This is a genomic window from Pseudodonghicola sp. (genome assembly GCF_048268305.1).
GTDB lineage: Bacteria > Pseudomonadota > Alphaproteobacteria > Rhodobacterales > Rhodobacteraceae > Pseudodonghicola.
The window spans coordinates 36,617-62,835 of the sequence record NZ_JBLWVT010000012.1; the positions used below are offsets into that span (position 1 = coordinate 36,617).

A 26,219-nucleotide genomic window follows, 5' to 3' on the forward strand; every position below is an offset into this window, starting at 1 on the left:
AGGGATGGATAAGATGCTGAAGAAATTTGCGATCGCCGCCTCCCTTGCCCTGGCGCTGAGCCCGGTGGCGGGTCATGCGGCCGGCGCCGGCGGGCATATGGAGGATGTCGCCTTCTCCTTCGAGGGTCCGTTCGGCAAATACGACCAGAACCAGCTCCAGCGCGGGCTGCAGATCTATACCGAGGTCTGCGCCGCCTGCCACGGGATGAAGTTCGTGCCGATCCGCTCGCTCGCGGACGAGGGCGGGCCGGCGCTGCCGGAAGACCAGGTGCGCGCCTATGCGGAGCAGAACTTCGAGGTCTTCGACCCCGAGCTTGACGATACCCGCCCGGCGAATCCCACCGACAACTTCCCGGCCAATACCTCGGCCGGCGCACCCGACCTCAGCCTGATGGCCAAGGCGCGCGCCGGATTCCACGGGCCGCTGGGCACCGGGATCAGCCAGCTGTTCAACGGGATCGGCGGGCCGGAATATATCGTCGCCATCCTGACCGGCTTCACCGGTGAGCAGAAGGAAGAGGCGGGCAAGGTCTTCTATGAGAACCACGCCTTCTCGACCGGCTGGATCGCCATGGCACCGCCGCTGGCGGGTGAGGACGTGGAATTCGCCGACGGCCATCCCAATTCGCTGCATCATGAGGCGCAGGATGTCGCCGCCTTCCTGATGTGGGCGGCGGAGCCGAAGATGATGGCGCGCAAGCAGACCGGGCTGGTCGGGGTGATCTTCCTGGTGATCCTGGCGGCGCTGCTCTATCTGACCAACAAGCGCATCTGGGCGCCGATCAAGGGCAAGAAACACAGCGCCTGATCGCCACGCTCTGACGAAATGAACCGAGACCCCCCGCCCCATCGGCGGGGGTTTTCTTTTGGGGCGGGGCAGGGGGCTTTGCCCCCTCGGGTCTTGCGGCCCTCACCCCCAGGATATTTGCAGCTAGAAAAAGGCGGGATGTCGCGCTGCGCGGGCCGTGGCCGCCAGGCGTTTTCAGGGCGCTTTGGGCGCGGCGAAGAAGGTGGAGCGGGGCAGGGGCGCTTGCCGCCGGGCGAGGGCGCGGTGAAACCCGGAGAAGAAGCCGGGCCGGGCGGCGCGCCAGTCGGGGTAAGCGGCCGGGGTCCAGGTGCCGCTGCTCGAGGCGCCGTGCAGAAACAGGATGAGCGCCATCGGGGGGACCTTTGCGCGGATCAGGCCAGAAGCTGGGTGCCGTCGCTGCCAATGATGGTGGCGGTGACCAGGGCGCCTTCGGTCTGGGCGGTGGCGAATCGGACTTCGGTGAATTGCTCGGTCCGGCCCATATGCGGGTTTTCCATCAGGATGTGATGTTGGCGGCCGATCTGTTGCGCCAGGTGCTTGTCAACCTGGGCATCGCCTGCCGCGCGCAGCCGGGCGGCGCGGTCCTTGATCACGGCGCCATTCACCTGGCTGGGGATGCGCGCGGCCGGGGTGCCGGGACGTTTGGAATAGGGGAAGACGTGCAGCCAGGTCAGGTCGCAGTCGGTGACGAGCTTCAGCGAGTTTTCGAAATGCGTTTCGGTCTCGGTCGGGAAACCGGCGATGATATCGGCGCCGAAGGTCATCCCGGGGCGCAGGCGGCGGGCCTCTTCGCAGAAGCGAATCGCATCTTCGCGCAGGTGGCGGCGTTTCATCCGCTTGAGGATCAGGTTGTCGCCGTGCTGCAGGCTCAGGTGCAGATGCGGCATCAGCCGGGGTTCGGTGGCGATCGCCTGCATCAGATTGTCGTCGGCCTCGATCGAATCGATCGAGGAGATGCGCAGGCGCGGCAGATCCGGCACCAGCCGCAGGATGCGCATCACCAGATCGCCCAGGCGCGGTTCCCCGGGCAGATCGGCGCCCCAGCTGGTCAGGTCGACGCCGGTGAGCACGACTTCATTATAGCCGCGCCCGACCAGCCGCTTGATCTGATCGACCACCACCCCGGCGGGGACCGAGCGGGAATTACCGCGGCCATAGGGGATGATGCAGAAGGTACAGCGGTGATCGCAGCCATTCTGCACCTGGACATAGGCGCGCGACCGGGTGCCGAAGCCGTCGATCAGATGGCCGGCGGTTTCGGTCACCGACATGATGTCGTCGACCAGCACGCGTTCGGTCTCGCCGATGAAATCTGCGGCCATGCCGGCCCAGGTGGCGGGCTGCATCTTTTCGGTATTGCCGATGACCTGATCGACCTCGGCCATGGCGGCGAAGGTTTCCGGTTCGGTCTGGGCGGCGCAGCCGGTGACGATGATCCGCGCCTCGGGGTTTTCCCGGCGCAGCCGGCGGATTTCCTGCCGCGCCTTGCGCACGGCCTCGGAGGTGACCGCGCAGGTATTGACGATCACCGCATTCTCCACCCCCGCCTCGCGGGCGAGTTCCTTCATCGCTTCGGTCTCATAGGTGTTGAGCCGGCAGCCAAGGGTGGTGAAGACGGGCGCGCTCATCCGACGCTCTTCAGGAACTCGGGGGTGAATTGCCCGGAGAAGACATGCATTGTCGGGCCGGTCATCCAGACGCCATCGTCGCGCCAGTCGATCTGAAGCGTGCCACCGTCGAGTTCGATGGTCACCTTGCGGCCGGTCAGCCCGCGCCGCGCCGCCGCCACCGCCGTGGCGCAGGAGGAGGAGCCGGAGGCCAGCGTCGGCCCGACGCCGCGTTCCCAGACCCGCATGCGCAGATGATCGGGGCCGATCAGGCTGGCGAATTGCACGTTGGTACGCTGCGGATAGAGCGGATGGTGTTCGATCGCGGCGCCGCGCGCCTCGAGATCCACCGTCTCGGCATCCTCGACGAAGAAGGTGCAATGCGGGTTGCCCATGCCGGTGGCGGTGGGCTCTCCCTCGATCGGCAGGCGCAGCGTGTCGATCTCATGCGCCAGCGGGATTTCGTCCCAGCGCAGTTGCGGCTGCCCCATGTTGACCGAGGTGAGCCCATTGCCGGCGTCGCGGGCATAGAGCCTGCCGCGCTCGGTGGTCAGCGTCAGCGCGTCGCGGCCGGTTTCGGTCATCAGATGGCGGGCGATGCAGCGGGTGGCATTGCCGCAGGCGGCCGAGGTGGAGCCGTCGGCGTTGTAGAAGATCAGATGCGCGTCGGCGCCGTCCCGCCCGGGGTGGATCACGGCGAGCTGGTCGAAGCCCACGCCGAAGTTGCGGTGCGCGATGGCCTGGACCAGCCGCGGCGGCAGGTAGACGGGCTGCAGGCGTGCGTCGATGATGACGAAATCGTTGCCGAGTCCGTGCATCTTCATGAAGGGCAGGGTCTGTGTCGCGCTCTGGGTCATGGCGGGCATATAGACCTGCGCCGATGGGGAATCCAGTGTCGCGCGTGGAATCCTGCGTTTTGGGGCTTGACCCAGGAGCACGGGGCTTTTACGTACGCCGCCATCCGGGCGCGGGGTTGAAAAATTCCCGCACTTGGCTGCGTTTTAGGCGTTGAATCCCTGATGGTTCTAGCCTAGGAAGCGACACCGCGCGGGGCACCAAATCCGCCGGATAGAGTGGGCCGTTAGCTCAGTTGGTAGAGCAACTGACTTTTAATCAGTGGGTCGCAGGTTCGAATCCTGCACGGCTCACCACTCAGACTAGGTCGACTGCTATTGCAGCCGAAGAGAATGGGCCGTTAGCTCAGTTGGTAGAGCAGCTGACTCTTAATCAGCGGGTCGTAGGTTCGAACCCTACACGGCTCACCATTCTCTCCGATCTCCAAGACGTATATGTGATGACCTCGTGAACGGCGCAGGCCGCTCACGGCGTTTGGGATTCGCATTTCATGCCGAAATTTCAATGAATTAGATAGGCTTGCCGAAAGGCGGTTGAGCCCCCGCGATGGGTCATTCCGGCCGTCGCAGCCGATGGCGTTCAGGGCCGTTCCTGGGCGCCTTCCCCCTGGGCTGGTTCGATCGGGCGGCCAGCGGCGGCATAGGCGGTTTCGATCTCGGCGATCAGCGCCTGGGCGAGGGGGGACAGATGGGCGCCGGGGCGGGTCACCACGTCGAAGGGACAGGTATAGATGAAATGTTGCGGCAGAATCGGCCGCAGCCGGCCCTGCGCCACCCAAGGCGCTGCGGCATGTCCCGGCATATAGCCGATGAAAGCGCCGGAAAGGATCATGATCAGCTGCTGTTCCAGCCCCTGCGCCATGGCGGTGGAATTCGGGAAATCGCGGTTGTTCCAGTGATCCTCGCGCCAATAGCTGCGCCCGACCGCGCGCAGGGAGGCGACGAAATCGGGGGAAAGCTGTGCATCCCCGACCGACCAGAGCCGGTGGCCCCGGGCGCAATAAAGGTGATTGGTCTCGTCATATAGATGCTGATAGCGCAGCCCCTTCACCTTATGCGGGAAGGAGCCGATGCCCAGATGCAGCGTCCCGTCGAGCACCCGCGATTGCAGATCCTGCGGCGATCCCTGCGCCAGATCGAAGCGGATGGCGGGGGATTTCACCTCGAGCGCGGCGATCGCCTGGGGGAGGTGGAAATCGGGATCGGTCGCCACGCTGTCGACCACGCCGATGCGGATGGTGCCGGTCAGATTGCCGCGCAGCCCGGCGGTTTCCGACACGAAGCCGTCCATCGCCGCCAGCAGCCGGACCACGGCGGCATGCACCGCCTCGCCCTTCTGGGTCAGGCGAAAGCCGGCGCGGCCACGACGGCAGAGGGTGACGCCAAGGCGATCCTCCAGCGCCGAGATCTGGCTTGAGATGGTCGACTGGCTGACGTTCAGCTCGGCCTGGGCGGCGGCAAAACCGTGATGGCGCACCACCGCGTCGAAGACCCGCAAGAGCCTGATATCCGTGCCGGCCAATTGCATCCACGCCTGCGCCCCCTGCTGCCGCTGCCCTGTCAGAGGGGCGGATGCCCTGCCGCGCCGCGTCTCAGAAATCAGTCCCCCGTGTCCGACCATAGTTCCCCGCCGTTCCCGCGCAAGCCATCACGGATGGCGGCTCAGGCGCCCTTTGCCGTCAGCCAGTCGGTGATCAGCCCGCGCAGCCGCTCGCCCGAGAAGGAGGGGAAATGGCCACCGTGGACGATCCTGACCGGCAGGTCGCGCAGCCGTTTCATCGAGCGGACGTAATCTTCGGCATTGGAATGATAGGTCTCCTCGACCAGCGGGCCGTCATAGACGATGTCGCCCGAGATCAGCACGCCGGTGGCGGCCTCCCACAGCGCGATGCCGCCGGGGCTATGGCCGGGGGTGTGGATCACCTCGAACACCCGGTCGCCCAGGTCGATCACATCGCCATCCTCGAGGACCCGCGTCGCCGGCGCCGATTTCACCGCATAGCTGGTCGAACTGTAAGGGACATCGGGCAGCGCATCGAAGATCTCGTCGGTGACATAGGGATCGGCGAGCGTGTTGGCGCGGCTGGGGTGGGCGAGGATATCGGCCTCGGCGCTGTGGCACAGCCGGCAGGGGAATTCGTGATGGCAGCCGATATGGTCGAAATGCGTATGGCTCGCCACCGCGTCGAGCGGGCGTTCGCTGACCAGCGGCACCCATTGGCGCAGGCTGACCACGCCCATGCCGCTGTCGACCATCATGTCGCGGTCGCGGCCGCGCACATGCCAGATGTTGCAGCGATAGAATTCCTGAATCCAGGGCTCGTCGATCCAGGTCAGCCCGTCACCGACGGGGCGGATGCGATACCAGTCCTTGGGGGCGATGCGGGTCATGCGGCTTGCCTTTCGGTCAGGATCACCGGGTTGCGGGCGAAGAGCTGAACCTCTGCCCCGATTTGCGGATGGGCGCCCTGTGGCAGATGCGCCACCAACCGCAGATCGGGGGCGGCGAGCGGGGCGAAATGGCACCGGTGGTGGCTGCCGAAGAAGGCCGCCTCGACCAGCTTTGCCGGCCCCAGCGCCAGATCGCCGGAGAGCCCGACGTTTTCGGGCCGCAGGCAGAGCGTGCCTTCCGTCGGGGCGAGTGCCAGCAGTCCCAGCGGACTGGAGACGCCGGCACCTGCGGGGGTGACCGGGATACGGTTGACCTCTCCCATGAAATTCGCGGCGAAGAGCGTGGCGGGGGTCAGATAGACCTCCTCCGGGGTGCCGCAGTGTTCGATCCGGCCCTGATTCATCACCACGATGCGGTCGGCGACGGCCATGGCCTCTTCCTGATCATGGGTGACATGGACGAAGGTGGTGCCGACGCGGCGCTGGATTGCCTTGAGTTCATCCTGCATCTGCCGGCGCAGTTTGAGATCGAGCGCGCCGAGCGGCTCATCCAGCAGCAGCACGTCGGGCGAGACCGCCAGCGCGCGCGCCAGCGCCACCCGCTGGCGTTGGCCGCCCGATAGCTCATGCGGTCGACGGCCGGCCTTGTCGCCGAGGCCCACCATCTCGAGCATTTCCATCGCCTTGGCGTTGCGCTCCGCCCGGCCGACGCCGCGCATCCTGAGGCCGAAAGCCACGTTGTCGCGCAGGCTCATGTGCGGGAAGAGGGCATAGTCCTGGAACATCGTGGTGGTGGGCCGGTCCTTGGGCGCCACCCGGGTCATGTCGTGGCCACCGATGACCACCTTGCCTTCGCTGGGGGTCAGGAACCCGCCGAGGATCGACAAAAGCGTGGTCTTGCCGCAGCCCGAAGGGCCGAGCAGCACGATGAATTCCCCCGCCGCGATCTTCAGGTCGACATGATGCAGGGCGGTGAAGGGGCCGAAGCGGTGCAGCACGCCCGAGATTTCGACATCTGCGGTCATTTGCGGGCCTTTCTGAACAGGGTGAATTCGAGGATCAGCACAACCACCATCGAGACGAGGAAGACCAGCGAGCCGATGGCGTTGGTCTCGGGCGAGAGCCCTGAGCGCAGCATCGACCAGATCTCGACCGGCAGGGTGACGTCGAAACGGGTCAGCAGGAAGGCGATGATGAATTCGTCCCAGCTGAAGGTGAAGGACAGGAAGAAGGCCGCCGCCAGCGCCGGCGCCAGCATCGGGGCCGAGATCAGCAGCAGCACCTGCCATTCCCGGGCGCCCAGATCGCGGGCCGCGCGCAGGGCGTTGCGCTGGTGTTCGCCCATGGCGGCATAGAGGATCGAAAAGCAGAGCGGCAGGTTGATCACCACATGGCCGATCCCGGTGGCCATCAGCGATGGGCGGAGACCTATGGTGTTGAACATCTGCAAAAGCCCCAAGGCGATGATCAGATAGCTCACCGTCATCGGCGCGATCAGCACGCCGCGCATCAGCGTCGAGCCCGGCAGGGCGACCCGGGCCAGACCCGAGGCCGCCAGAAAGCCCAGCACCAGCGCAATCAGCGACGACCCCAGCGCGACGATCATAGAATTGCCAAGCGCCGCCATCAGGTCGCGGTCGGACAGGACCTTGGCATACCACTCGATCGTCACGCCCTTCAGCGGCGGCACCGGCAGCCGGCCGTCCTGGAAGGAGAAAACCACCAGCACCACCACCGGCAGCAGGATGAAGGTGAAAAGGGCCACCAGATAGACCCAGGAGAGAAGGCGCGACATCAGACCCGCTCCATCTTCAGCCAGCGGGCGCAGCCGGCATAGGCCAGCGTCACCAGCGCCATCAGCACCACCGACAGCGCCGAGGCCATCGGATAATCGCCCCGCCGCCCCAGTTGCAGCATGATGAGCTGCGGCAGGCTGAGTTCGTTGTTGCCGCCAAGAATCTGCGGCGTGATATAATCGCCGATGCAAAGAACGAAGGTCAGAAACGCCCCGGTCACCACCCCCGGCAGGGTCAGGGGCAGGATCACCAGTCGGATCACCTGCCAATTCGAAGCGCCCAGATCCTCGGCCGCGCGGGCATAGTTGGGCGAGAGCTGCACCAGATTGGAATAGATCGTCAGCGTCAGCAGCATGACGAAGAAATGGACGAAGCCGATCACCGTGGCGCTGCGGGTGGCCATGATCTGGATCGGCTCGTTCAGCACCCCCAGCCAGATCAGCGCGTTCATCACGACGCCCTTCTGCCCCAGCACCAGCGCCCAGGAATAGGAGCGCACCACGTAAGAGGTCCAGAACGGTAGCACCGCGACCAGCAGCGCCAGCCGCCGCCAATGCGCCGGCACCCTGGTGGCGATGATCCAGGCCAAGGGCCAGGCCAGCAGTACCGACAGCACCGTCACGGTCGCGGTGATCTCCAGCGACACCACCACTCCGCGCCAGAGCGAGGGTTCGGTGGCGATCCGCAGGTAATTGCCAAGGTCCGGCCCCGGCACGACCGTGCGCCCCTCAAGATGCGACAGGCTCATCCAGACCATCGCGGCGAAGGGCAGCAGGAAAAACGCCAGCGTCCACAGGAGCGCCGGGGCGACAAGCGCCGCCCCCTGACCTTTTTCGATGCGTTCGATGCTCATGACGCTGGTCTCAGTTCTGGATCATGTCGGTCCACAGATCCTGCATCGCCGCATCGGTTTCGGCATCAGGAACCGGATAGATCTGCGCGCGGGCCAGATAGTCGGGCTGTTCGTCCCAGCGCAGGATCGCCTTCTGATCGTCGCTCAGATAGTCGCCCGCTTTCCTGTTGGCCGGCATTCCCCAATAGCATGACGATGTCGCCAGCCGTGCCTGACCCTCGGGCGAGGTGATGTATTTGACGAATTCCAGCGCCAGCTCGGGGTCGGCGCTGTCCTTCAGGACCGCGATGGACTGCGCCCAAAGGAGCCCACCTTCGTCGGGAATGGTCCAGTCCAGATCGGGGTTCTCTGCGTTCAGGACCGCCGTCAGCCATTCGCCGCCGCCGACTAGGATGTCGACCTCTCCGGTGGCCAATGCGGTCTGGCTCGCCACCACGTCGGAAACCTGTTTCGAGGCCTTCTTCAGTGCGAAGAGCGGGTCCCTGATCTGCCCCAGCGCGGCGGCGTCAAGCTCGGAGGTCTTGATGCCCTGCGCCAGGCCCACGATCCCCTCGACCGGCAGGTAATAGTCATAAAGCGCGATGCGACCGTCGTACTTGCCGGACCAGAGCGAGGCGAGGCTTTGCATATCCTTCGGGTCCACCTTGGCCTTGTTATAGGCGATGGTGTTATAGCCGAACTTCTCGGTCACCGCATAGGTGACGCCATCGACGCTGTTGTTGTTCGTCATCACGACCTGCGGGAAATAATCCGCCTGCGCCATGGTATCGGGCAGCGGCGCCAGCAGATCGCGTTCGACCGCGCGGCCGACATCGACGGCGTCGATCACCATCACGTCCCAATCGCCGGGGCGGGATTGTTCCAGAATGGTCAGCCCGGCGGCGGTGCCCTCGTATTCCTTCACGTTGACGCGAACGTCATGCGCCTTTTCGAAAGGCTCCAGCAGCGCCGGATCGGCGTGGTCGCACCAGATCAGCGCGTTCAGATCCTTGGCCAGCGCCGGTCCCGCCATCCCGGCCAGCAGCGCCACGGCGGCAGTGGTGTATTTCAGCTTCATCTCAGTCTCCCTTTGGGTGATCGGCATGTTCTTGCGATGCCGTGTTTGCGATCCAACCCCGCGATCGGCGGAAAGGGGCGCGCTGCGCCCCCCGTCCTCAGCGGCCCTGCGGCACGCCCGGCAGGGCGCAGAGCATTTCGAACAGGAAATTCGCGGCGATCACCGCGGTATTGCCCATCGGATCATAGGGCGGCGACACCTCGACCAGATCGCCCCCCACAAGGTTCAGCCCGGCGGTGCCGCGAATGATCTCCAAGCCCTGCATGGTGGTCAGCCCGCCGACCTCGACGGTGCCGGTCCCCGGCGCGAAGGCGGGATCGAGGCTGTCGATGTCATAGCTGAGGTAGACCGGCGCATCGCCGATCTTTTCGCGGATCTTGGCCATCAGGGGCGTCAGCGACTTGTGCCAGCACTCCTCGGCCTGGATACAGGTCCAGCCCTGCTTGCGGCCCCAGTCGAATTCCTCGCGGCTATAGCCGGTGCCGCGCAGCCCGATCTGGAACACCTTGTCATTTTGCAGACAGCCCTCTTCCCAGGCGCGGCGGAACGGGCAGCCATGGGCGACTTTCTCGCCGAACATGGTGTCATTGGTGTCGGAATGGGCGTCGACATGGATCAGCGCCACCGGCCCGTGCCTTTCCTTGATCGCCCGCAGGATCGGCCAGGTCAGCGTATGATCGCCCCCCAGCGTCAGCGGGATCACGTCATGGGCCAGTACGTCGCGGTAATGCGCGGCGATGATCTCGACCGATTTCTTCAGATCATAGAGGTTGATCGGCACATCGCCGATATCGGCCACCTGCAGATGTTCGAAGGGCGCGGCGCCGGTCGCCATGTTATAGGGGCGGATCATCCGGCTCTCGTCGCGGATCTGGCGCGGTCCCAGCCGGGTGCCCGAACGGTTCGAGGCGCCGATATCCATCGGAATCCCGAGGAAGCAGGCATCGAGCCCCGCGGCGCTGTCGGCCATCGGCAGCCGCATCATCGTGTTGGGGCCGCCAGTGCGCGGCATGGTATCGCCGCCGAGCGGCTGGTTGAGTGTTCTGGTCATGAGTGAGCCTCCATTCGGAGGCAGCATGGCCGAAACCACTCAGGTGGAAAAATGACGAAGTTAAAAACTTTGCAGCTATGAATTTCAAAGTATCCTGCGCGCGGCGCCGCATTCTTCGGCATAACCAGGGGCGCCCGCTGCTTCTTCTCTGCCGAAATACTCCGGGGGGAGGCGCGGCCAGGCCGCGCCGGGGGGCAGCGCCCCCCTGAGCGGTTGGCGCCATCGCATCGCCCGGGTGATTTTGCCACAACGTAATGGGCAGACATTCCCGATCCACCTCTCCATAATGCGCGCGAATCTGGACGAGGAGACGTAAAGTCATGACCGAGATCGTAATCCTGGACGGCGCGCGCACCGCTATTGGCACCTTTGGCGGTTCGCTCGCCGGCATCGCGCCGATCGACACCGCCACCATCGTGTCGAAGGCGGCGATGGAGCGCGCCGGGGTCGAGCCGGCGCAGATCGGCAATGTGGTCTTTGGCCATGTCATCAATACCGAGCCGCGCGACATGTATATTTCGCGGGTGGCCTCGATTCAGGCGGGGGTGCCGAACGGTACGCCGGCGATGAACGTGAACCGGCTCTGCGGCTCGGGCGTGCAGGCGATCGTCTGCGCGGTGCAGTCCTTGATGCTGGGCGATGCCGATTTCGCCCTCGCCGGTGGTGCCGAGGCGATGTCGCGGTCTCCCTACATCCTGCCGCAGGCGCGCTGGGGCGCCAAGATGGGCGATATCAAGGCGCTCGACATGATGCTGGGCGCGCTGAGCTGCCCCTTCGGCACCGGCCACATGGGGGTGACCGCCGAGAATGTCGCCGAGGAGCATGGCATCACCCGCGAAGCGCAGGATGCCTTTGCACTCGAGAGCCAGAAGCGGGCGGCGGCGGCGATCGAGGCGGGCTATTTCGAAAAGGAAATCGTGCCGGTTCCGGTGAAGGTGAAGCGCGACATGGTCGACTTCAAGGTCGACGAGCATCCCAAGCAAACCAGTGCTGAGGCGCTGGCCGGGCTGAAGACCGTGTTCAAGAAGGACGGCACCGTGACCGCCGGCAACGCCTCGGGCATCAACGACGGTGCGGCCGCTGTGGTGCTGGCCACCGCTGACGCCGCCCATCGCGCCGGGCTGAAGCCGAAGGCGCGGGTGCTGGGCTATGCCGTCGCCGGCGTGCGCCCCGAGGTGATGGGCGTCGGCCCGATCCCCGCCGTGCAGCTCCTGCTGAAGAAGACCGGTCTGAGCGTCGCCGATTTCGATCTGATCGAATCGAACGAGGCCTTTGCCGCCCAGGCGCTCGCCGTCGGCAACGAGCTGGGGTTCGATCCGGCCAAGGTGAACCCCTATGGCGGCGCCATCGCGCTGGGTCACCCGGTCGGCGCCACCGGTGCGATCCTGACGGTGAAGTCGATGTATGCGCTGGAGCGGACTGGCGGGTCGAAGGCGCTGATTACCATGTGCATCGGCGGCGGTCAGGGCATCGCCCTGGCGATCGAGATGATCTGAGGCCGGAACGGGGGGCTGTCTGCCCCCCGTTTGCCCGGTCCGGGCAGGGGCTTCGCCCCCGGCCCCCCGAGGATATTTTCAGCTAGAAAAAGACCTGGGCAAAAGATCGGGACAGGGACAGGGGCGCGGTGGTCGCGCCCCTTTTCTTTGAGGAGACAGGCAAGAAGGACATGATCGCGCCCTTTCTGGCCTATGCGGCCGCCTTGTCGATCGCCGCAGTCATTCCGGGCCCCGGGGTGGCGGCCCTGGTGGGGCAGGCGCTGGGTGGCGATCAGCGGGCGTCGCTGTTCTTCCTGTCGGGAATTGCGCTGGGCGATCTGGTCTATCTGACCGTGGCGGTCGCCGGGCTCGCCGCGGTGGCGCAGGTCTTTGCCGGGGCCTTCCTGCTGGTGGAGATCCTGGGCGGCGCCTATCTGCTCTATATCGCCTGGGCGTTCTGGACCAGCCGGGGCGGGTTGACCGAGGTGCATGCGCTGGGGGCGCGGCGGGGTGGGCGGGCGTTGCTGGCCGGTTTCATGGTGACGTTGGGCAATCCGAAGACGATCGTTTTCTATCTGGCATTGCTGCCCACGGTTCTGGATCTGAACGCGGTGGGGTTTGGCGAATGGGCCGGGCTCGCGGCGCTGACGCTGGTGATCCTCTATGTCGTGCTCTTGCCCTATGCGCTGCTCGCGGGCCGGGCGCGCCGGCTGATGGCCGAGCCTGCCGCCTTGCGCCGGCTGAATCGGGCCGCCGCCGGGGTGATCGGCGGCGCCGGGGCGTTGTTTCTGGGGCAGGCGGCCCTGGCGGCGCTGCGCCGGGCCTGATCAGTCGAGGATCAGGACCAGCGCTGTGGCAATCGCCGCGCCAAGGACGAGGCCGGCCAGGCCGGCGGCAACGATCGCGCCCCGACGGGATTTCACCGGCGCAGGCGCCGGGTGGGTCTGGGCGATCAGGGCTGATTCGACCAGGCCGGGCAGGCGCGGGCCGAAGCGGCCCATGACCTTGGCGGTCTTGACCAGATCGTTCAGCACCGCGCGCGGGCCGATGGATTGCTTGATGTAATCCTCGACCACCGGCTTGGCGACTTCCCAGATGTTGATATGGGGGTTGAGCGAGCGCGACACCCCTTCGACCACCACCATGGTGCGTTGCAGCAGGATCAGTTCGGTCCGCGTCTCCATGCCGAAGCGTTCGGTCACCTCGAAGAGGTAGGACAGCAGCCGGCCCATCGAGATATGGGTCGCGTCCATGCCGAAGATCGGCTCGCCCACGGCGCGCAGGGCGCGGGCGAATTCGTCGACGTCACGGTTGGCGGGGACATAGCCCGCCTCGAAATGCACCTCGGCCACACGCTTGTAGTCGCGGCGGATGAAGCCATAGAGGATCTCGGCATAGACCCGGCGGGTGTATTCGTCGATATGGCCCATGATGCCGAAGTCATAGGCGATGATATCGCCATCCCGGCCGACCTTGAGGTTGCCCTGGTGCATGTCGGCGTGGAAGAAGCCGTCGCGCAGGGCGTGGCTGAGAAACAGCGTCAGCACCCGTTCCCCCAGCACCGCGCGGTCGAGCCCGGCGGCGTCCAGCGCGTCATTGTCGCCAAGCGCGATGCCGTCGGCCCAGCCCAGCGTCATCACCCGCCGCGCCGACAGGTGCCAGAGGATCCGCGGCACCCGGAAGCCCGGATCCTCGGCGGTATTGGCGGCGAACTCCGAGGCGGAGGCGCTTTCGAGCCTGAGGTCCAGCTCGCCCCGGACCACGCCGTCGAAATGGGTGATCACGTCCATCGGACGCAGCCGGCGGGCGCCGGGCGCGAACAGCTCGATGATCCGGGCGGCGAAATAGAAGGCGTCGACATCGCGGCGGAAGGCGCGTTCGATGCCCGGGCGCAGCACCTTGACCGCCACGTCCTGGCCGGTGTCGGCCAGCCGGGCGCGGTGCACCTGGGCGATCGAGGCCGCCGCGATCGGGTCGGAGAACTCCGAGAAGGCCTCATCGACCGAAATCCCCAGCTCTTTCTCGATCTCGGCCTTGGCGACGGCGCGAGGAAAGGGCGGGAGCTGGTCCTGCAGCACCCGGAGCTGTTGCGCCAGATCGTCGCCGACCACGTCGGGCCGGGTCGAAAGCACCTGGCCGAACTTGATATAGGCCGGCCCGAGGGCGGTGAGCGCGCGGGTGGCGGGCGGCATCTCGGGGTCGCCCTTGTAGCCCAGCCACATGAAGGGCTTGCCGAGAACATGGGCGAGGATGCGCAGGGAACGCGGTGCCTCGAAGGCATCGAGCACCACGCTCATGGCGCCGGTGCGCTCAAAGGTGGCGCCGGTGCGGATCAGGCGCCAGAGGTTATGCGGACCCCTCACAGTTTCCAGCCCGAATGCAGCGCCGCGATGCCCATCGACAGGTTGCGGTATTTGGCGTTCTCGAAGCCGGCGGCGCGGATCATCGACAGGAAGGTGTCCTGATCGGGGAATTTGCGGATCGATTCGACCAGATATTGATAGCTGTCGTAATCATTGGCGATCAGCTTGCCCATCCGCGGGATGACGTTGAAGCTGTAGAGATCATAGAGCTTTTGCAGCCCCGGGTTGGGAAGCTGGCTGAACTCCAGCACCATCAGCCGGCCGCCGGGCTTGAGAACGCGGTAGGCTTCGGCCAGCGCATCCTGCGGCCGGGTCACGTTCCGGATGCCGAAGGAGATGGTATAGACGTCAAAGGTATTGTCGTCGAAGGGCAGCGCCATGGCGTCGCCCACCACCCAGTCGAGACTGTCGGCCATCTGTGCCGCCTCGGCCCGCTTGCGGCCCTCGACCAGCATGGGTTCGGTCAGATCGAGCACGGTGGCATGGCCGTGGCCGGCGCGTTTCAGGAAACGGAAGGAGATGTCGCCGGTGCCGCCGGCCACATCCAGCAGGCGTTGGCCGGGGCGCGGCGCCAGCCAATCCATCATCGCATCCTTCCAGACCCGGTGGATGCCGACGCTCATCACATCGTTCATGATGTCGTATTTCGACGCGACCGAGTTGAACACGCCCTGCACGCGTCCGGCCTTTTCGGCCTCGGGCACGGTCTGAAATCCGAAGTGGGTTGTCTTGTCCGTCTGGTCTGCCATGGGGTCTTGCCGTTCCTTGCGATCCGCCCTTGTTATAAGGCGCGCACGGGCAGGCACAATGCGGCCCGGTGGATCAGGAGCGACAGAATGCCGGAATTACCCGAAGTCGAGACGGTTCGTCGCGGTCTGGCCCCGGTGATGGAGGGGCAGGTGATGGCGCGGGTCGAGGTCAACCGGCCGGATTTGCGCTGGCCCTTCCCCGAGCGGATGGCGGAACGGCTGACGGGGCAGCGGGTGCTGCAGCTGCGGCGGCGGTCGAAATACCTGCTGGCCGATCTGGAGTCGGGCGAGACGCTGTTGGTGCATCTGGGCATGTCGGGGCGGATGACGGTCTCGGGCGATCCGCTGGGGCGGTTCGTGCATGACCACCCGGCGGCGCAGAAGCACGATCACGTGGTCTTTCACATGGAGAATGGCGCGCGCATTACCTTCAACGATCCGCGCCGCTTCGGAGCGATGGATCTGATGGAGACGGCAACGGCCGATCAGCACAAGCTGCTGTCGGTGCTGGGGCCGGAACCCCTGGGCAACGAATTCGACGAGGCCTATCTGATCGCGGCCTTCCGGGGCAAGAACACGCCGGTCAAATCGGCGCTGCTGGATCAGGGAATCGTCGCCGGGCTTGGCAATATCTATGTCTGCGAGGCGCTGTTCCGTTGCGGCATCTCGCCCCTGCGCAAGGCCGGGCAGATTTCCGCGGCCCGGGTTGCCAGCCTGGTTCCGGCGATCCGCGATGTGCTGGAACGGGCCATTTTGGCGGGCGGATCATCGCTGAAGGATTTCCGCCAAGCCGATGGAGAGCTTGGATATTTTCAGCATTCTTTCGATGTCTACGGGCGCGAGGGCGAGCCCTGTCACACGCCGGGATGCGATCAGGTGATCAACCGCAAGGTGCAATCGGGACGGTCGACCTTCTACTGCCCCTCCTGCCAAAGATAGCTTGAACCACGGCGCCCGCATGGTAAGGAATCGCAGCTAACTGCAACAAGCGAGAGCGAAAGCACATGGCCTTTGAGACGATCAACGTCGAAGTGGACGACCACGTCGCCCTCATCAAGCTGAACCGCCCCGAGGCTCTGAACGCGCTGAACTCCCAACTTCTGGGGGAACTCTGCCAGGCGCTGGCCGATGCGGACGACAACGATAAGGTGCGCTGCGTCATCATCACCGGATCGGAAAAGGCCTTTGCGGCCGGTGCCGATATCAAGGAGATGTCGGAAAAGAGCTTCGTCGAGGTCTTTACCCAGAACCTTTTCGCCGAGGCGATCGAGCGGATCGCTGCGACCCGCAAGCCGGTGATCGCCGCGGTGGCGGGCTATGCGCTGGGGGGCGGCTGCGAACTGGCGATGGCCTGCGATTTCATCATCGCCGCCGAGACTGCCAAATTCGGCCAGCCGGAGATCAATCTGGGTGTGATCGCCGGCATGGGCGGCACTCAGCGGCTGACCCGCGCCGTGGGCAAGGCCAAGGCGATGGACATGAACCTGACCGGCCGCTTCATGGATGCCGAGGAGGCTGAACGCGCCGGGCTGGTGAGCCGCGTGGTGCCGGCCAAGAAGCTGATCGAAGAGGCGATGGGCGCGGCGCAGAAGATCGCCGAGAAATCCATGCCCTCGCTGATGGCGGCGAAGGAATCGGTCAACCGGTCGTTCGAGACCACCCTGGCCGAGGGCATGCTGTTCGAACGCCGGGTGTTCCACTCGATGTTCGCCACCGAGGATCAGAAGGAGGGCATGGGCGCCTTCCTGGAAAAACGCCAGCCGCAGTTTCGCGACAAGTGAGGCGGGCGCGCCCAGGCGGCGCGCGGCCTTCGGCGAGAGCATTTTGCAAGACCGAAGCTGGGGCGCGCGCCGATGGGCGGGCGCCCCGCTGCTTTGCGGGGGTGGGGATTTTGGGCTTGGCAAAGCCGGGCAAAGGGAATAATCAGCGCCGCTATACATGCGTGTGCGGCCCGCTCTGGCCAGAATCACTCTATCCTGAGGGCTGAGGCCCGGGGTCGGAGGTCGGGTTTGGCCCATGCGCTTTTGACGTAACCGAACCCGAAAAGGTCCGAACCCATGGCAAACTCGCCCCAGTCCAAGAAACGCGCTCGTCAGAACGAGACTCGCTTCACCATCAACAAAGCACGCCGCTCGCGCATCCGTACCTTCCTGCGCAAGGTCGAGGAAGCTATCGCTTCCGGCGACAAGGACGTCGCTCTGGCCGCTCTGCGCGCTGCCCAACCCGAACTGATGCGTGGCGTCACCAAGGGCGTGTTCCACAAGAACACCGCTTCTCGGAAAATGTCCCGTCTGTCGGCCCGGGTGAAGGCCCTGGGTTAAGCGCCCGCGGCGTTCGACCTGAAAGCATTTAGTGTAAAGGCGTTGCGTTTCGCAGCGCCTTTTTCGTTGCCCGACAGGTGTTGCAGCTTTCCTCAAGCGCGAGAGATTCTTTGGGGTGAAAGGCGGAGTCAACATCATAGTTTCATTGCCGCTCTCCGCCGGGTGTTGGTATCCCTGTCTGTGCGATTCACTCGCTTGGGGGGACAGGCTGGTTTCGTGGCGGACCGACGGGCATCGGGACGGTATGAGACATTCATTCAAGAGGTTTCGGGTTCAACCGAGGCCCTTTGATCTGCTGTGTATCAGTGTCTCGCTGGTTGCACGGCCCTGTCATGATATTGAGTGCATAGCAGTATGATGGGGTGTGTCCTGCCCGCTGTCGGGCAACGTGTTTGCTGAATTCTGTCATATTGCCATGTTGTCCCGTTAGGGGATGACGCCTGCCGTTCAGGTGGCAGGTGCATGATTATCCTGTGATGTGAGTCCCGCCGGGAGCACCCGGTCAATGATATGAACAGGTCGCAAGGCCGAAATTCGGGATATGAGGCGCTGGATGACGCAAGAAAAATGGGGACAGCTAAGACAACGGCTTCTGAAAACGGTCGGCCAGAACAACTATAAGACCTGGATCGAGCCGCTGGAGTTCGCAGAGCTTCAGGATGGGGTCGCGGTGTTCACTGTCCCGACCAGTTTCATGGGCAATTATGTCAACCAGAACTTTTCCGATCTGATTCTCTACGAGCTGACAATGTCGGGCGCCTCGGTGCAGCGTCTGGCCTTCCGCGTGGCGGCGAATTCCGGCGCTCGTCCGGCGGTGCCGTCGTCGCAGCCTGCGCCCGCCGTCACGGCGCCGGCGGTGGCCGAAGTGCAATATCCCGGTTCCGTTTCCGAGGTGGAGCCCGAGAATGTGGTCGAGGCGCTGCAGGCGGCGCCGCTGGACGCGCGGTTCACCTTTGACACCTTTGTCGTCGGCAAGCCGAACGAATTGGCGCATGCTGCCGCCCGCCGGGTTGGCGAGGGCGGCCCGGTGACCTTCAATCCGCTGGTGCTCTATGGTGGCGTTGGTCTGGGGAAAACCCACCTGATGCACGCCATCGCCTGGGAGCTGCGCGCCAGACGGCCCGAGCTGAACGTGCTCTATCTGTCGGCGGAGCAGTTCATGTACCGCTTCGTTCAAGCGCTGCGCGAACGCAAGATGATGGATTTCAAGCATCTGTTCCGCTCGGTCGACGTGCTGATGGTGGATGACGTGCAGTTCATCGCCGGCAAGGATTCCACGCAGGAAGAGTTCTTTCATACCTTCAACGCGCTGGTGGATCAGAACAAGCAGATCATCATTTCGGCCGACCGCGCGCCGGGCGAGATCAAGGATCTGGAAGACCGGGTGAAGTCGCGGCTGCAATGTGGCCTGGTGGTCGATCTGCATCCCACCGATTACGAACTGCGCCTCGGCATCCTGCAGACCAAGGTGCAGCAGTATCGCGCCAGCTATCCGGATCTGAGGATCGCCGACGGGGTGCTGGAATTCCTCGCCCAGCGGATCAGCACCAACGTGCGCGTGCTGGAAGGGGCGCTGACCCGGCTGTTCGCCTTCGCCTCGCTGGTCGGGCGCGAGATCGACATGGAGCTGACGCAGGATTGTCTGGCCGATGTGCTGCGCGCCTCCGAGCGCAAGATCACCATCGAGGAGATTCAGCGCAAGGTGTCGGATTATTACAACATTCGGCTTTCGGACATCATCGGGCCGAAGCGGCTGCGCTCCTACGCTCGGCCGCGGCAGGTGGCGATGTACCTGTGCAAGCAGTTGACCAGCCGGTCGCTGCCGGAGATTGGCCGCCGCTTTGGCGGACGCGATCATACCACGGTGATGCATGGGGTGCGCCGCATCGAAGAGCTGAAGACCACCGACGGGCAGATCGCCGAGGACGTGGAAATCCTGCGCCGCGCGCTGGAGGCCTGACCGATCCGGTTCCGGGCGGCCCGATCCGGGCCGCCTGATATGGCCTGTCCGCGCCGGCCGGACAGGCAAACGGGCCGGCATTTCCCCCGCCCGTCTCGGAGCGCGCCCCGGGGGCCTTGACGCCCCGGGCATTCCGGTCGACAACTCCACTCAACGATTTACCAGAAAAACCTTGTGCCGCAGGGGCGAACGGCTAGTGTGCGCTTCCCGGCAGATGCGGAGGGTGAGGGACATGAAGATCAGCATTGAGCGCGGCACGCTTCTAAAGGCCGTGGCGCAGGCCCAGTCGGTGGTGGAGCGGCGCAACACCATTCCGATCCTGGCCAACGTGCTGATCGAGGCGGAGGGCGATACCGCCAGCTTCCGCGCCACCGACCTGGATATCGAGGTGGTCGACAAGGCGCCGGCGCAGGTCGAGCGGGCAGGTGCCACCACGGTGGCGGCGACGACGCTGCACGAGATCGTGCGCAAGCTGCCCGATGGGGCGCTGGTGACGCTGACCGCCGACAACGCGGCGGGCCGGCTGACGGTCGAGGCCGGGCGGTCGAACTTCTCGCTCGCCACGCTGCCGAAGGAAGATTTCCCGGTGATGGCCTCGTCCGAATATCAGTCGAACTTCTCGGCCAAGGCCGGGGTTCTTCGGCGGCTGTTCGACAAGTCGAAATTCGCCATCTCGACCGAGGAGACCCGTTACTATCTGAACGGTGTCTACATGCATGTGGCCGAGGCCGACGGGCAGAAGGTGCTGCGCTGTGTCGCCACTGACGGCCACCGGCTGGCCCGTATCGACGCCGACCTGCCGATCGGCGCCGAGGACATGCCCGGCGTGATCGTGCCGCGCAAGACCGTGGGCGAATTGCGCAAGCTGCTGGACGATGATGAACAGACGATCGCGGTTTCGGTGTCCGAAACCAAGGTGCGCTTTGCCACCCCGACGATCACGCTGACCTCGAAGGTGATCGACGGCACCTTCCCCGACTATTCGCGGGTGATTCCGCAGAACAACACCCGTCGGCTTGAAGTCGACGCCGCCGATTTCGCCAAGGCGGTGGATCGGGTGGCGACCGTCAGCTCGGAACGGTCCCGCGCGGTGAAGCTGCAGCTGGAGGAGGATCGGCTGATCCTGTCGGTCAACGCCCCCGACAGTGGCGCCGCGGAAGAGGAGCTGGCCGTGGCCTATTCCGACGAGCGGCTGGAGATCGGCTTCAACGCCAAATACCTGCTGGAGATCGCCAGCCAGGTGGATCGCGAAAACGCGGTGTTCCTGTTCAACTCCTCGGGCGATCCGACCCTGATGCGCGAAGGCAATGACCTGAGCGCGGTCTATGTCGTGATGCCGATGCGCGTGTGATCGCGCTGACGCGCGATGCCTCCGGCGGCCGTATTTTGAACGAGAAGAAGGGGCCGGCATGTCTTTGGCCCTGACCGATCTGACCCTGTCCCATTTCCGGTCGCATCGGCGCGCGCAGATCGCGGGCGACGGGCGGCCGGTTGCCATTTACGGGCCCAATGGCGCCGGCAAGACCAATATCCTCGAGGCGGTGTCACTGTTTTCGCCGGGCCGTGGCCTGAGGCGCGCGGCGGCGGGCGAGATGGCCCGGCGGCCGGAGAGCCTGGGCTGGAAGCTGACCGGGCTTTTGCAGCTTTCGGGCCGGAGTTTCGAGATCGAGACCTGGTCGGAGGCGAGCGCGGCGCGGCAGGTGCGGATCGATGGCAAGGCGGCCAGTCAGCTCGATCTCGGGCGGATCGCCCGGGTGGTCTGGCTGGTGCCGGCGATGGACCGGCTCTGGATCGAAGGCGCCGAGGGGCGGCGGCGGTTCCTCGATCGCATGGTGATGAGCTTCGATCCCGGCCATGCGGAGGCCTCGCTGGTCTATGAAAAGGCGATGCGCGAACGCAACCGGCTGTTGAAGGATCAGGTGCGCGATGCCCATTGGTATGCGGCGCTGGAGAGCCAGATGGCCGAGGCCGGCTATCGGATAGATCAGGCGCGTCGCGCCGCGCTGGCTGAGCTGGGGACGGCGCAGGAGGGGGCGGAGACCGCCTTTCCGGCCGCCGATCTGACCCTGGTGCAAGGCGAGGGCGAGAGGCCGGGCAGCGAGGCCGATCTGCGCGTAGCGCTGGCAGAGAGCCGCGGCCGCGATCTGCAGGCCGGACGCACGCTGGTGGGGCCGCATCGGGCCGATCTGCAGGCCATCTATGCCGCCAAGGATGTGGCGGCGCGGGACTGTTCGACCGGTGAGCAGAAGGCGCTGCTGGTGTCGCTGATCCTGGCCAATGCGCGGGCGTTGGCGGAGCGGGACGAGGCGGCGCCGATCCTGCTGCTTGATGAGGTGGCGGCGCATCTGGACGCTGGCCGACGCGCGGCGCTTTATGACGAGATTTGCGCATTGGGCGCCCAGGCCTGGATGACGGGCACCGGGCCGGAACTTTTTGCAGAGCTGGGTCCACGGGCGCAGTATGTCGAGGTGACCGACGAGGCTGGCGAAAGCCGGGTAACGCAAGGGAGATTGGCATGACGCCGCAACGAGTGACACTGATTACCCTGGGGGTGGAGGATCTGGCGCGGTCCCGCGCCTTTTACCAGGCTCTGGGCTGGAGGCCGGCGCAGGCGGAGGGGGGAATCGTCTTCTATCAGCTCAACGGGCAGGTGCTGGGGCTGTTCGGCCGCGCAGCGCTGGCCGAGGACCAGGGGCGGCCCGGTGCCGAGCTGGGCACCGGGGCGATGACGCTGGCACAGAATTTCGCCACCGAGGCGGAGGTCGATACCGCCTTTGCCGAGGCGATCGGGGCCGGGGCGACGGTGCTGAAGCGGCCGGAAAAGGTGTTCTGGGGCGGCTATTCCGGCTATTACGCCGATCCCGACGGTCATGTCTGGGAGGTTGCGATGAATCCCTTCTGGCCTTTGGCGGAGGATGGCTCGCTGACCCTTCGGGAAGCGGAATGACCCTGTCGATCTGGGATATGGCGCTTTATGCGGGGGCGCTGCTGATCCTGTTCCTGACGCCCGGGCCGGTCTGGCTCGCCTTGATGGCGCGGGCGATTTCGGGCGGCTTCGCCTCGGCCTGGCCTTTGGCCTTCGGGGTGGCGGTGGGCGATGTGGTCTGGCCGTTCCTCGCCGTCGTCGGCATGGCCTGGCTGGTGTCGGAATATGGTGCCATCCTGGTGCTGCTGCGTTGGGTGGCCTGCGCGGTCTTCCTGTTCATGGGCTGGACCGCGATCCGCCACGCCAATGCCGAGATCAACGCCAGCAGCCGGCTGACGCGGCCGGGGCGCTGGGCCGGATTTCTCGCCGGTGTCGTTGCGATCCTCGGCAATCCCAAGGCGATCCTGTTCTATATGGGGGTGTTGCCCGGGTTCTTCGATCTGGGCGCGGTGACGCGGATCGACATTGCGGTGATCGTGGCGTTGTCGGTGGCGGTGCCGTTGATCGGCAATCTGGGTTTCGCCCTGGTCATCGACCGGATGCGCCGAGTCCTCGGCACGCCGAAGGCGATGCGGCGGATGAATCTGGCGGCGGGCGGGCTGTTGATCGCGGTCGGGTTGATCCTGCCCCTCACCTGAGGGTGGCTTGCCGCCGGAGGCCGCTAAATCTTGTGTCGGCCGCGTGACATTCCCCCCAGAAAAGCCTATAAACTCAATAAACTAAGAACGGGAAACGAGCATGTCCGACACTGCGCAGCAGCCTGAAGAATATGGCGCTGAATCCATCAAGGTTCTCAAGGGCTTGGAGGCTGTCCGCAAACGTCCGGGCATGTATATCGGCGATACCGACGATGGTTCGGGTCTGCATCACATGGTCTATGAGGTCGTCGACAACGGCATCGACGAGGCGCTGGCCGGTCACGCCGATATCGTGGTGGTCAAGATCCACCCCGATTCCAGCGTGTCGGTGATGGATAACGGCCGCGGCATTCCGGTCGATATCCACCAGGAGGAGGGCGTCTCGGCGGCCGAGGTCATCATGACACAGCTTCACGCCGGGGGGAAGTTCGACAGCAACTCCTATAAGGTCTCGGGCGGTCTGCACGGGGTGGGGGTTTCGGTGGTGAACGCCCTGTCGGTCTGGCTTGAGCTGACGGTCTGGCGCAACGGCAAGGAACATTATGCGCGGTTCGAGCATGGCGATACGGTCGAACATCTGCGCGTGGTCGGCGAGTGCGGTGACCGCACCGGGACCGAGGTGCGCTTCCTCGCCTCGACCGATACGTTTTCGAATCTCGATTATTCCTTCGAGACGCTGGAGAAGCGTCTGCGCGAGCTGGCCTTCCTGAACTCGGGTGTGCGGATCCTGCTGGAGGACGAGCGCCCCGCTGAACCGCTGCGGGTCGAGCTGCACTATGACGGCGGCGTCAAGGAATTCGTCAAGTACATCGACCGGTCCAAGACCGCGATGATGCCCGACCCGATCTATATCACCGGTGAGCGCGACGATATCGGCATCGAGGTCGCGATGTGGTGGAACGACAGCTATCACGAGACGGTGCTGCCCTTCACCAACAACATCCCGCAGCGTGACGGGGGCACCCACCTGGCGGGCTTCCGCGGCGCGTTGACCCGGACGCTGACGAAATACGCGCAGGAAAGCGGTATCGCCAAGAAGGAGAAGATCAACTTCACCGGCGACGACGCCCGCGAGGGGCTGACCTGCGTGCTGTCGGTGAAAGTGCCGGACCCGAAATTCTCCAGCCAGACCAAGGACAAGCTGGTCAGCTCGGAAGTGCGTCCGGCGGTGGAAAACCTGGTCAGCGAGAAGTTGAGCGAATGGTTCGAGGAACACCCGGCCGAGGCCAGGGTGATCGTCGGCAAGATCATCGAGGCGGCGCTGGCCCGCGAAGCCGCGCGCAAGGCGCGCGAGTTGACCCGGCGCAAGAGCGCGATGGATGTGAACTTCCTGGCCGGCAAGCTGAAGGATTGTTCGGAAAAGGATCCGTCGAAAACCGAAGTCTTCCTGGTCGAGGGGGATTCGGCCGGTGGCTCGGCCCAGACCGGGCGCGACCGACGGACCCAGGCGATCCTGCCGCTGCGCGGGAAAATCCTGAACGTGGAACGGGCGCGGTTCGACAAGATGCTGGGCTCGCAAGAGATCGGCAACCTGGTGATGGCGCTGGGCACCGGCATCGGGCGGGACGAGTTCAACATCAACAAGCTGCGCTACCACAAGATCGTCATCATGACCGACGCCGACGTCGACGGCGCCCATATCCGCACCCTGCTCTTGACCTTCTTCTACCGGCAGATGCCGGAGCTGATCGAGGGTGGCTATCTCTATATCGCTCAGCCGCCGCTTTATAAGGTCGCGCGCGGCAAGTCCGAGGTTTACCTCAAGGACCAGGCGGCGCTGGACGATTACCTGATCCATCAGGGCGTCGAGGGGGCGGTGCTGAGGCTCGGCAGCGGTGAGGAGATCATCGGTTCCGATCTGGCCCGGGTGGTCGAAGAGGCGCGGCAGCTGCGCCGGGTGCTCGATGCCTTCCCGACCCATTATCCGCGCCATATCCTGGAGCAGGCTGCAATCGCCGGCGCCTTCGTGCCCGGGGCGGTGGATGCCGACCTGCAGGGCGTCGCCGACCGGGTGGCGGCGCGGCTCGACCTGATCGCGCTGGAATATGAAAAGGGCTGGCAGGGTCGGATCACCCAGGACAAGGGGATTCGCCTGGCCCGGATCTTGCGCGGCGTCGAAGAGGTTCGCACGCTCGACGGTCCGATGCTGCGCTCGGGCGAGGCGCGCCGTACCGGTGCCAGCTTTACCCAGTTGCTGCAGGAGATCTATGGCACCGCGGCGCAACTGGTCCGCAAGGACCGCTCCCAGGTGATCTACGGGCCGCTGGGGCTGTTGCAGGCGATCCTGGAAGAGGGCGAGAAGGGGCTGACGCTGCAGCGCTATAAGGGGCTGGGCGAGATGAACCCGGAACAACTTTGGGAAACCACGCTGGATCCGGAGGCCCGCACGCTGTTGCAGGTCAAGGTCAACGACATGGCCGAGGCGGATGATATCTTCACCAAGCTGATGGGCGATGTGGTGGAGCCGCGGCGGGAGTTCATCCAGCAGAACGCGCTGAACGTGTCGAACCTGGACTTCTGATCCGGTTTTCTGATCCGACTGTCGATTGTGCAAGCCCTCGGTTCGCCCGAGGGCTTGTGCGTTTGAGGGCTGTGCGTTTGTCCCGCCGCCGCTGTTCTGGACCTGCCCCCGGGGGATGGGGGCGCGGCCCTGGCCCGGGGGCTCCTCGCCCGACCGGCGCCCGCGTGACGATGCCGTCGCGGTGATTCCGGTCCTGAGGAGGTTGCCCCGCCTGATGATCGGGCCGCTGTCCCCATGGCGCCGCGGGTCGAGCGGATCGCCTCCCTCCCGTTGAGCGGGGCCTCTATCACGTTTGCGGTGCCGGCTGGGGAAATGCTGCAGCCGTGCAGCAGGCCCGTCTTGATCTGCTCCAGGCCCGATGTCGCGGTGGGGGCGATTGCCCTCGTCGGTGGGCGGTGATGTCAGGGCCTCTGTGCGAGCCTGGGAGGGGGTGTGGTGTCCTGGGGGCAATCCCCGTGACCTGTGGGGCGGAGCGCCTGTCGTGATGGCCAGGACCGGCCGCGGATCGTGCCCTTGATATATGTGCTCCCCCTCTTCCGCTTCTCCCAAGACCGTCGGGCCTGTCGTTCGGGCCGATGGTGATGGCCTGCCTTGCCGGGTTTTGCACCGAGGCTGGCTCGCGGGACTCGTGTGACTCGGGTGATTGGTGTGTTGGCTGGACGGATTTTGCCGGGCGACTCGTGGGTGACTCGGGGCGGAATGCGGGGGATCTGTGGGTATGTCTGTGGGTAAGTCGGATTGGGGGTTGGGAGGCGGGGGATCGAGTCGTGAGGAGGGGGCATGGGGTGCGGGAAGTTGACTGGATGGGCAAATTTTCTGTCTGTGTAAGTCATTGATATTTGGAGATAT

The 26,219-nt window shown here is 65.1% G+C and carries 24 protein-coding genes and 2 tRNA genes; 14 read left to right on the forward strand and 12 right to left on the reverse strand.

Going from position 1 to position 26,219, the window contains the following annotated elements; all coding sequences use genetic code 11:
• Window positions 1–13: 13 nt before the first annotated feature.
• Window positions 14–808 (forward strand): cytochrome c1, encoded by a 795-nt coding sequence (locus tag ACN0V4_RS19595; protein ID WP_417679269.1) that lies wholly within the window; start codon window positions 14–16, stop codon window positions 806–808.
• A gap of 174 nt (window positions 809–982) precedes the next feature.
• Here ACN0V4_RS19595 and ACN0V4_RS19600 read toward each other — a convergent pair whose 3' ends face one another.
• The 3 genes from ACN0V4_RS19600 to dapF are packed head-to-tail and all read right to left on the reverse strand — an operon-like array spanning window position 983 to window position 3,281.
• Complete coding sequence (locus tag ACN0V4_RS19600; protein ID WP_417679271.1) at window positions 983–1,159, reverse strand: hypothetical protein; 177 nt, start codon at window positions 1,157–1,159, stop codon at window positions 983–985.
• A gap of 20 nt (window positions 1,160–1,179) precedes the next feature.
• On the reverse strand, window positions 1,180–2,436 hold the full coding sequence (gene mtaB, locus ACN0V4_RS19605) for a tRNA (N(6)-L-threonylcarbamoyladenosine(37)-C(2))-methylthiotransferase MtaB (protein ID WP_417679273.1): 1,257 nt from the start codon (window positions 2,434–2,436) through the stop codon (window positions 1,180–1,182).
• Complete coding sequence (gene dapF, locus ACN0V4_RS19610; protein ID WP_417679275.1) at window positions 2,433–3,281, reverse strand: diaminopimelate epimerase; 849 nt, start codon at window positions 3,279–3,281, stop codon at window positions 2,433–2,435. Before dapF ends, mtaB begins: the two co-directional genes overlap by 4 nt.
• A gap of 209 nt (window positions 3,282–3,490) precedes the next feature.
• On the opposite strand from dapF, the gene ACN0V4_RS19615 reads away from it, so the two are divergent.
• Both ACN0V4_RS19615 and ACN0V4_RS19620 read left to right on the forward strand, forming a co-directional pair.
• Window positions 3,491–3,566, forward strand: a tRNA-Lys gene (locus tag ACN0V4_RS19615).
• 38 nt (window positions 3,567–3,604) lie between these two features.
• Window positions 3,605–3,680, forward strand: a tRNA-Lys gene (locus ACN0V4_RS19620).
• A gap of 169 nt (window positions 3,681–3,849) precedes the next feature.
• Here ACN0V4_RS19620 and ACN0V4_RS19625 read toward each other — a convergent pair.
• The 7 genes from ACN0V4_RS19625 to speB all read right to left on the reverse strand — a co-directional run bounded on the left by ACN0V4_RS19625 (window position 3,850) and on the right by speB (window position 10,417).
• Window positions 3,850–4,791 (reverse strand): LysR family transcriptional regulator, encoded by a 942-nt coding sequence (locus tag ACN0V4_RS19625; RefSeq protein ID WP_417679277.1) that lies wholly within the window; start codon window positions 4,789–4,791, stop codon window positions 3,850–3,852.
• A gap of 140 nt (window positions 4,792–4,931) precedes the next feature.
• Window positions 4,932–5,660 carry an MBL fold metallo-hydrolase gene (locus ACN0V4_RS19630; protein WP_417679279.1) on the reverse strand — a complete coding sequence of 243 codons (729 nt, stop codon included), beginning with the start codon at window positions 5,658–5,660 and terminating at the stop codon, window positions 4,932–4,934.
• Window positions 5,657–6,685 carry an ABC transporter ATP-binding protein gene (locus ACN0V4_RS19635; RefSeq protein WP_417679281.1) on the reverse strand — a complete coding sequence of 343 codons (1,029 nt, stop codon included), beginning with the start codon at window positions 6,683–6,685 and terminating at the stop codon, window positions 5,657–5,659. Before ACN0V4_RS19635 ends, ACN0V4_RS19630 begins: the two co-directional genes overlap by 4 nt.
• Window positions 6,682–7,455, reverse strand: coding sequence for an ABC transporter permease (locus ACN0V4_RS19640; protein ID WP_417679283.1), 774 nt, complete (start codon window positions 7,453–7,455; stop codon window positions 6,682–6,684). The genes ACN0V4_RS19635 and ACN0V4_RS19640 overlap by 4 nt, the downstream gene beginning before the upstream one ends.
• Window positions 7,455–8,309 (reverse strand): ABC transporter permease, encoded by an 855-nt coding sequence (locus ACN0V4_RS19645; RefSeq protein WP_417679285.1) that lies wholly within the window; start codon window positions 8,307–8,309, stop codon window positions 7,455–7,457. The genes ACN0V4_RS19640 and ACN0V4_RS19645 overlap by 1 nt, the downstream gene beginning before the upstream one ends.
• A 10-nt stretch (window positions 8,310–8,319) precedes the next feature.
• Window positions 8,320–9,366, reverse strand: a complete 1,047-nt coding sequence (locus ACN0V4_RS19650) for a polyamine ABC transporter substrate-binding protein (protein WP_417679287.1) — start codon at window positions 9,364–9,366, stop codon at window positions 8,320–8,322.
• Between the two features lie 97 nt (window positions 9,367–9,463).
• Window positions 9,464–10,417, reverse strand: coding sequence for an agmatinase (gene speB / locus ACN0V4_RS19655; protein ID WP_417679289.1), 954 nt, complete (start codon window positions 10,415–10,417; stop codon window positions 9,464–9,466).
• A gap of 320 nt (window positions 10,418–10,737) precedes the next feature.
• Here speB and ACN0V4_RS19660 point away from each other — a divergent pair, with 320 nt between their 5' ends.
• Entirely contained in the window at window positions 10,738–11,913 is a 1,176-nt protein-coding gene (locus ACN0V4_RS19660; RefSeq protein ID WP_417679291.1) for an acetyl-CoA C-acyltransferase family protein, read from the forward strand.
• Between the two features lie 170 nt (window positions 11,914–12,083).
• Window positions 12,084–12,719: a LysE family translocator gene (locus tag ACN0V4_RS19665; RefSeq protein WP_417679293.1), complete on the forward strand. Its 636-nt coding sequence runs from the start codon at window positions 12,084–12,086 to the stop codon at window positions 12,717–12,719.
• Here ACN0V4_RS19665 and ubiB read toward each other — a convergent pair whose 3' ends face one another.
• On the reverse strand, window positions 12,720–14,255 hold the full coding sequence (gene ubiB / locus ACN0V4_RS19670; protein ID WP_417679295.1) for a 2-polyprenylphenol 6-hydroxylase: 1,536 nt from the start codon (window positions 14,253–14,255) through the stop codon (window positions 12,720–12,722). It lies immediately after the preceding gene.
• Window positions 14,252–15,004, reverse strand: a complete 753-nt coding sequence (gene ubiE / locus ACN0V4_RS19675) for a bifunctional demethylmenaquinone methyltransferase/2-methoxy-6-polyprenyl-1,4-benzoquinol methylase UbiE (RefSeq protein WP_417679297.1) — start codon at window positions 15,002–15,004, stop codon at window positions 14,252–14,254. The genes ubiB and ubiE overlap by 4 nt, the downstream gene beginning before the upstream one ends.
• Before the next feature lie 87 nt (window positions 15,005–15,091).
• Here ubiE and mutM point away from each other — a divergent pair, with 87 nt between their 5' ends.
• The 9 genes from mutM (at window position 15,092) to gyrB (ending at window position 25,370) form a co-directional block, all read left to right on the forward strand.
• Window positions 15,092–15,943 carry a bifunctional DNA-formamidopyrimidine glycosylase/DNA-(apurinic or apyrimidinic site) lyase gene (mutM, locus tag ACN0V4_RS19680; RefSeq protein WP_417679299.1) on the forward strand — a complete coding sequence of 284 codons (852 nt, stop codon included), beginning with the start codon at window positions 15,092–15,094 and terminating at the stop codon, window positions 15,941–15,943.
• Window positions 15,944–16,008: 65 nt separating this feature from the next.
• Window positions 16,009–16,785: an enoyl-CoA hydratase gene (locus tag ACN0V4_RS19685; RefSeq protein ID WP_417679301.1), complete on the forward strand. Its 777-nt coding sequence runs from the start codon at window positions 16,009–16,011 to the stop codon at window positions 16,783–16,785.
• A 276-nt stretch (window positions 16,786–17,061) separates the two neighbouring features.
• Complete coding sequence (rpsT, locus tag ACN0V4_RS19690; protein ID WP_417679303.1) at window positions 17,062–17,325, forward strand: 30S ribosomal protein S20; 264 nt, start codon at window positions 17,062–17,064, stop codon at window positions 17,323–17,325.
• Window positions 17,326–17,878: 553 nt separating this feature from the next.
• On the forward strand, window positions 17,879–19,285 hold the full coding sequence (gene dnaA / locus ACN0V4_RS19695) for a chromosomal replication initiator protein DnaA (protein WP_417679305.1): 1,407 nt from the start codon (window positions 17,879–17,881) through the stop codon (window positions 19,283–19,285).
• A 232-nt stretch (window positions 19,286–19,517) separates the two neighbouring features.
• Window positions 19,518–20,636: a DNA polymerase III subunit beta gene (dnaN, locus tag ACN0V4_RS19700; protein ID WP_417679307.1), complete on the forward strand. Its 1,119-nt coding sequence runs from the start codon at window positions 19,518–19,520 to the stop codon at window positions 20,634–20,636.
• A gap of 58 nt (window positions 20,637–20,694) precedes the next feature.
• Complete coding sequence (recF, locus tag ACN0V4_RS19705) at window positions 20,695–21,804, forward strand: DNA replication/repair protein RecF (protein WP_417679309.1); 1,110 nt, start codon at window positions 20,695–20,697, stop codon at window positions 21,802–21,804.
• Entirely contained in the window at window positions 21,801–22,232 is a 432-nt protein-coding gene (locus ACN0V4_RS19710) for a VOC family protein (protein ID WP_417679311.1), read from the forward strand. The genes recF and ACN0V4_RS19710 overlap by 4 nt, the downstream gene beginning before the upstream one ends.
• A complete protein-coding gene (locus tag ACN0V4_RS19715) occupies window positions 22,229–22,849 on the forward strand; it encodes a LysE family translocator (RefSeq protein WP_417679313.1) in 621 nt (206 codons plus the stop codon). The genes ACN0V4_RS19710 and ACN0V4_RS19715 overlap by 4 nt, the downstream gene beginning before the upstream one ends.
• 100 nt (window positions 22,850–22,949) lie before the next feature.
• The gene (gene gyrB, locus ACN0V4_RS19720) at window positions 22,950–25,370 is read left to right on the forward strand and encodes a DNA topoisomerase (ATP-hydrolyzing) subunit B (protein WP_417679315.1); all 2,421 of its coding nucleotides are present in this window, start codon (window positions 22,950–22,952) and stop codon (window positions 25,368–25,370) included.
• Window positions 25,371–26,219: the final 849 nt, after the last annotated feature.

Excerpts from the sequence above, each read along its gene's own strand:
- ACN0V4_RS19630 (WP_417679279.1), bottom strand. The coding sequence starts at position 5,660 with ATGACCCGCATCGCCCCCAAGGACTGGTATCGCATCCGCCCCGTCGGT.
- dnaA (WP_417679305.1), top strand. The coding sequence starts at position 17,879 with ATGACGCAAGAAAAATGGGGACAGCTAAGACAACGGCTTCTGAAAACG.
- dnaN (WP_417679307.1), top strand. The coding sequence starts at position 19,518 with ATGAAGATCAGCATTGAGCGCGGCACGCTTCTAAAGGCCGTGGCGCAG.
- dapF (WP_417679275.1), bottom strand. The coding sequence starts at position 3,281 with ATGCCCGCCATGACCCAGAGCGCGACACAGACCCTGCCCTTCATGAAG.
- ACN0V4_RS19595 (WP_417679269.1), top strand. The coding sequence starts at position 14 with ATGCTGAAGAAATTTGCGATCGCCGCCTCCCTTGCCCTGGCGCTGAGC.
- rpsT (WP_417679303.1), top strand. The coding sequence starts at position 17,062 with ATGGCAAACTCGCCCCAGTCCAAGAAACGCGCTCGTCAGAACGAGACT.
- ACN0V4_RS19715 (WP_417679313.1), top strand. The coding sequence starts at position 22,229 with ATGACCCTGTCGATCTGGGATATGGCGCTTTATGCGGGGGCGCTGCTG.
- ACN0V4_RS19650 (WP_417679287.1), bottom strand. The coding sequence starts at position 9,366 with ATGAAGCTGAAATACACCACTGCCGCCGTGGCGCTGCTGGCCGGGATG.
- ACN0V4_RS19660 (WP_417679291.1), top strand. The coding sequence starts at position 10,738 with ATGACCGAGATCGTAATCCTGGACGGCGCGCGCACCGCTATTGGCACC.
- mtaB (WP_417679273.1), bottom strand. The coding sequence starts at position 2,436 with ATGAGCGCGCCCGTCTTCACCACCCTTGGCTGCCGGCTCAACACCTAT.
- ACN0V4_RS19645 (WP_417679285.1), bottom strand. The coding sequence starts at position 8,309 with ATGAGCATCGAACGCATCGAAAAAGGTCAGGGGGCGGCGCTTGTCGCC.
- speB (WP_417679289.1), bottom strand. The coding sequence starts at position 10,417 with ATGACCAGAACACTCAACCAGCCGCTCGGCGGCGATACCATGCCGCGC.
- ACN0V4_RS19640 (WP_417679283.1), bottom strand. The coding sequence starts at position 7,455 with ATGTCGCGCCTTCTCTCCTGGGTCTATCTGGTGGCCCTTTTCACCTTC.
- ACN0V4_RS19710 (WP_417679311.1), top strand. The coding sequence starts at position 21,801 with ATGACGCCGCAACGAGTGACACTGATTACCCTGGGGGTGGAGGATCTG.
- ACN0V4_RS19635 (WP_417679281.1), bottom strand. The coding sequence starts at position 6,685 with ATGACCGCAGATGTCGAAATCTCGGGCGTGCTGCACCGCTTCGGCCCC.
- recF (WP_417679309.1), top strand. The coding sequence starts at position 20,695 with ATGTCTTTGGCCCTGACCGATCTGACCCTGTCCCATTTCCGGTCGCAT.
- ubiE (WP_417679297.1), bottom strand. The coding sequence starts at position 15,004 with ATGGCAGACCAGACGGACAAGACAACCCACTTCGGATTTCAGACCGTG.
- ACN0V4_RS19600 (WP_417679271.1), bottom strand. The coding sequence starts at position 1,159 with ATGGCGCTCATCCTGTTTCTGCACGGCGCCTCGAGCAGCGGCACCTGG.
- ACN0V4_RS19665 (WP_417679293.1), top strand. The coding sequence starts at position 12,084 with ATGATCGCGCCCTTTCTGGCCTATGCGGCCGCCTTGTCGATCGCCGCA.
- mutM (WP_417679299.1), top strand. The coding sequence starts at position 15,092 with ATGCCGGAATTACCCGAAGTCGAGACGGTTCGTCGCGGTCTGGCCCCG.
- ACN0V4_RS19685 (WP_417679301.1), top strand. The coding sequence starts at position 16,009 with ATGGCCTTTGAGACGATCAACGTCGAAGTGGACGACCACGTCGCCCTC.
- gyrB (WP_417679315.1), top strand. The coding sequence starts at position 22,950 with ATGTCCGACACTGCGCAGCAGCCTGAAGAATATGGCGCTGAATCCATC.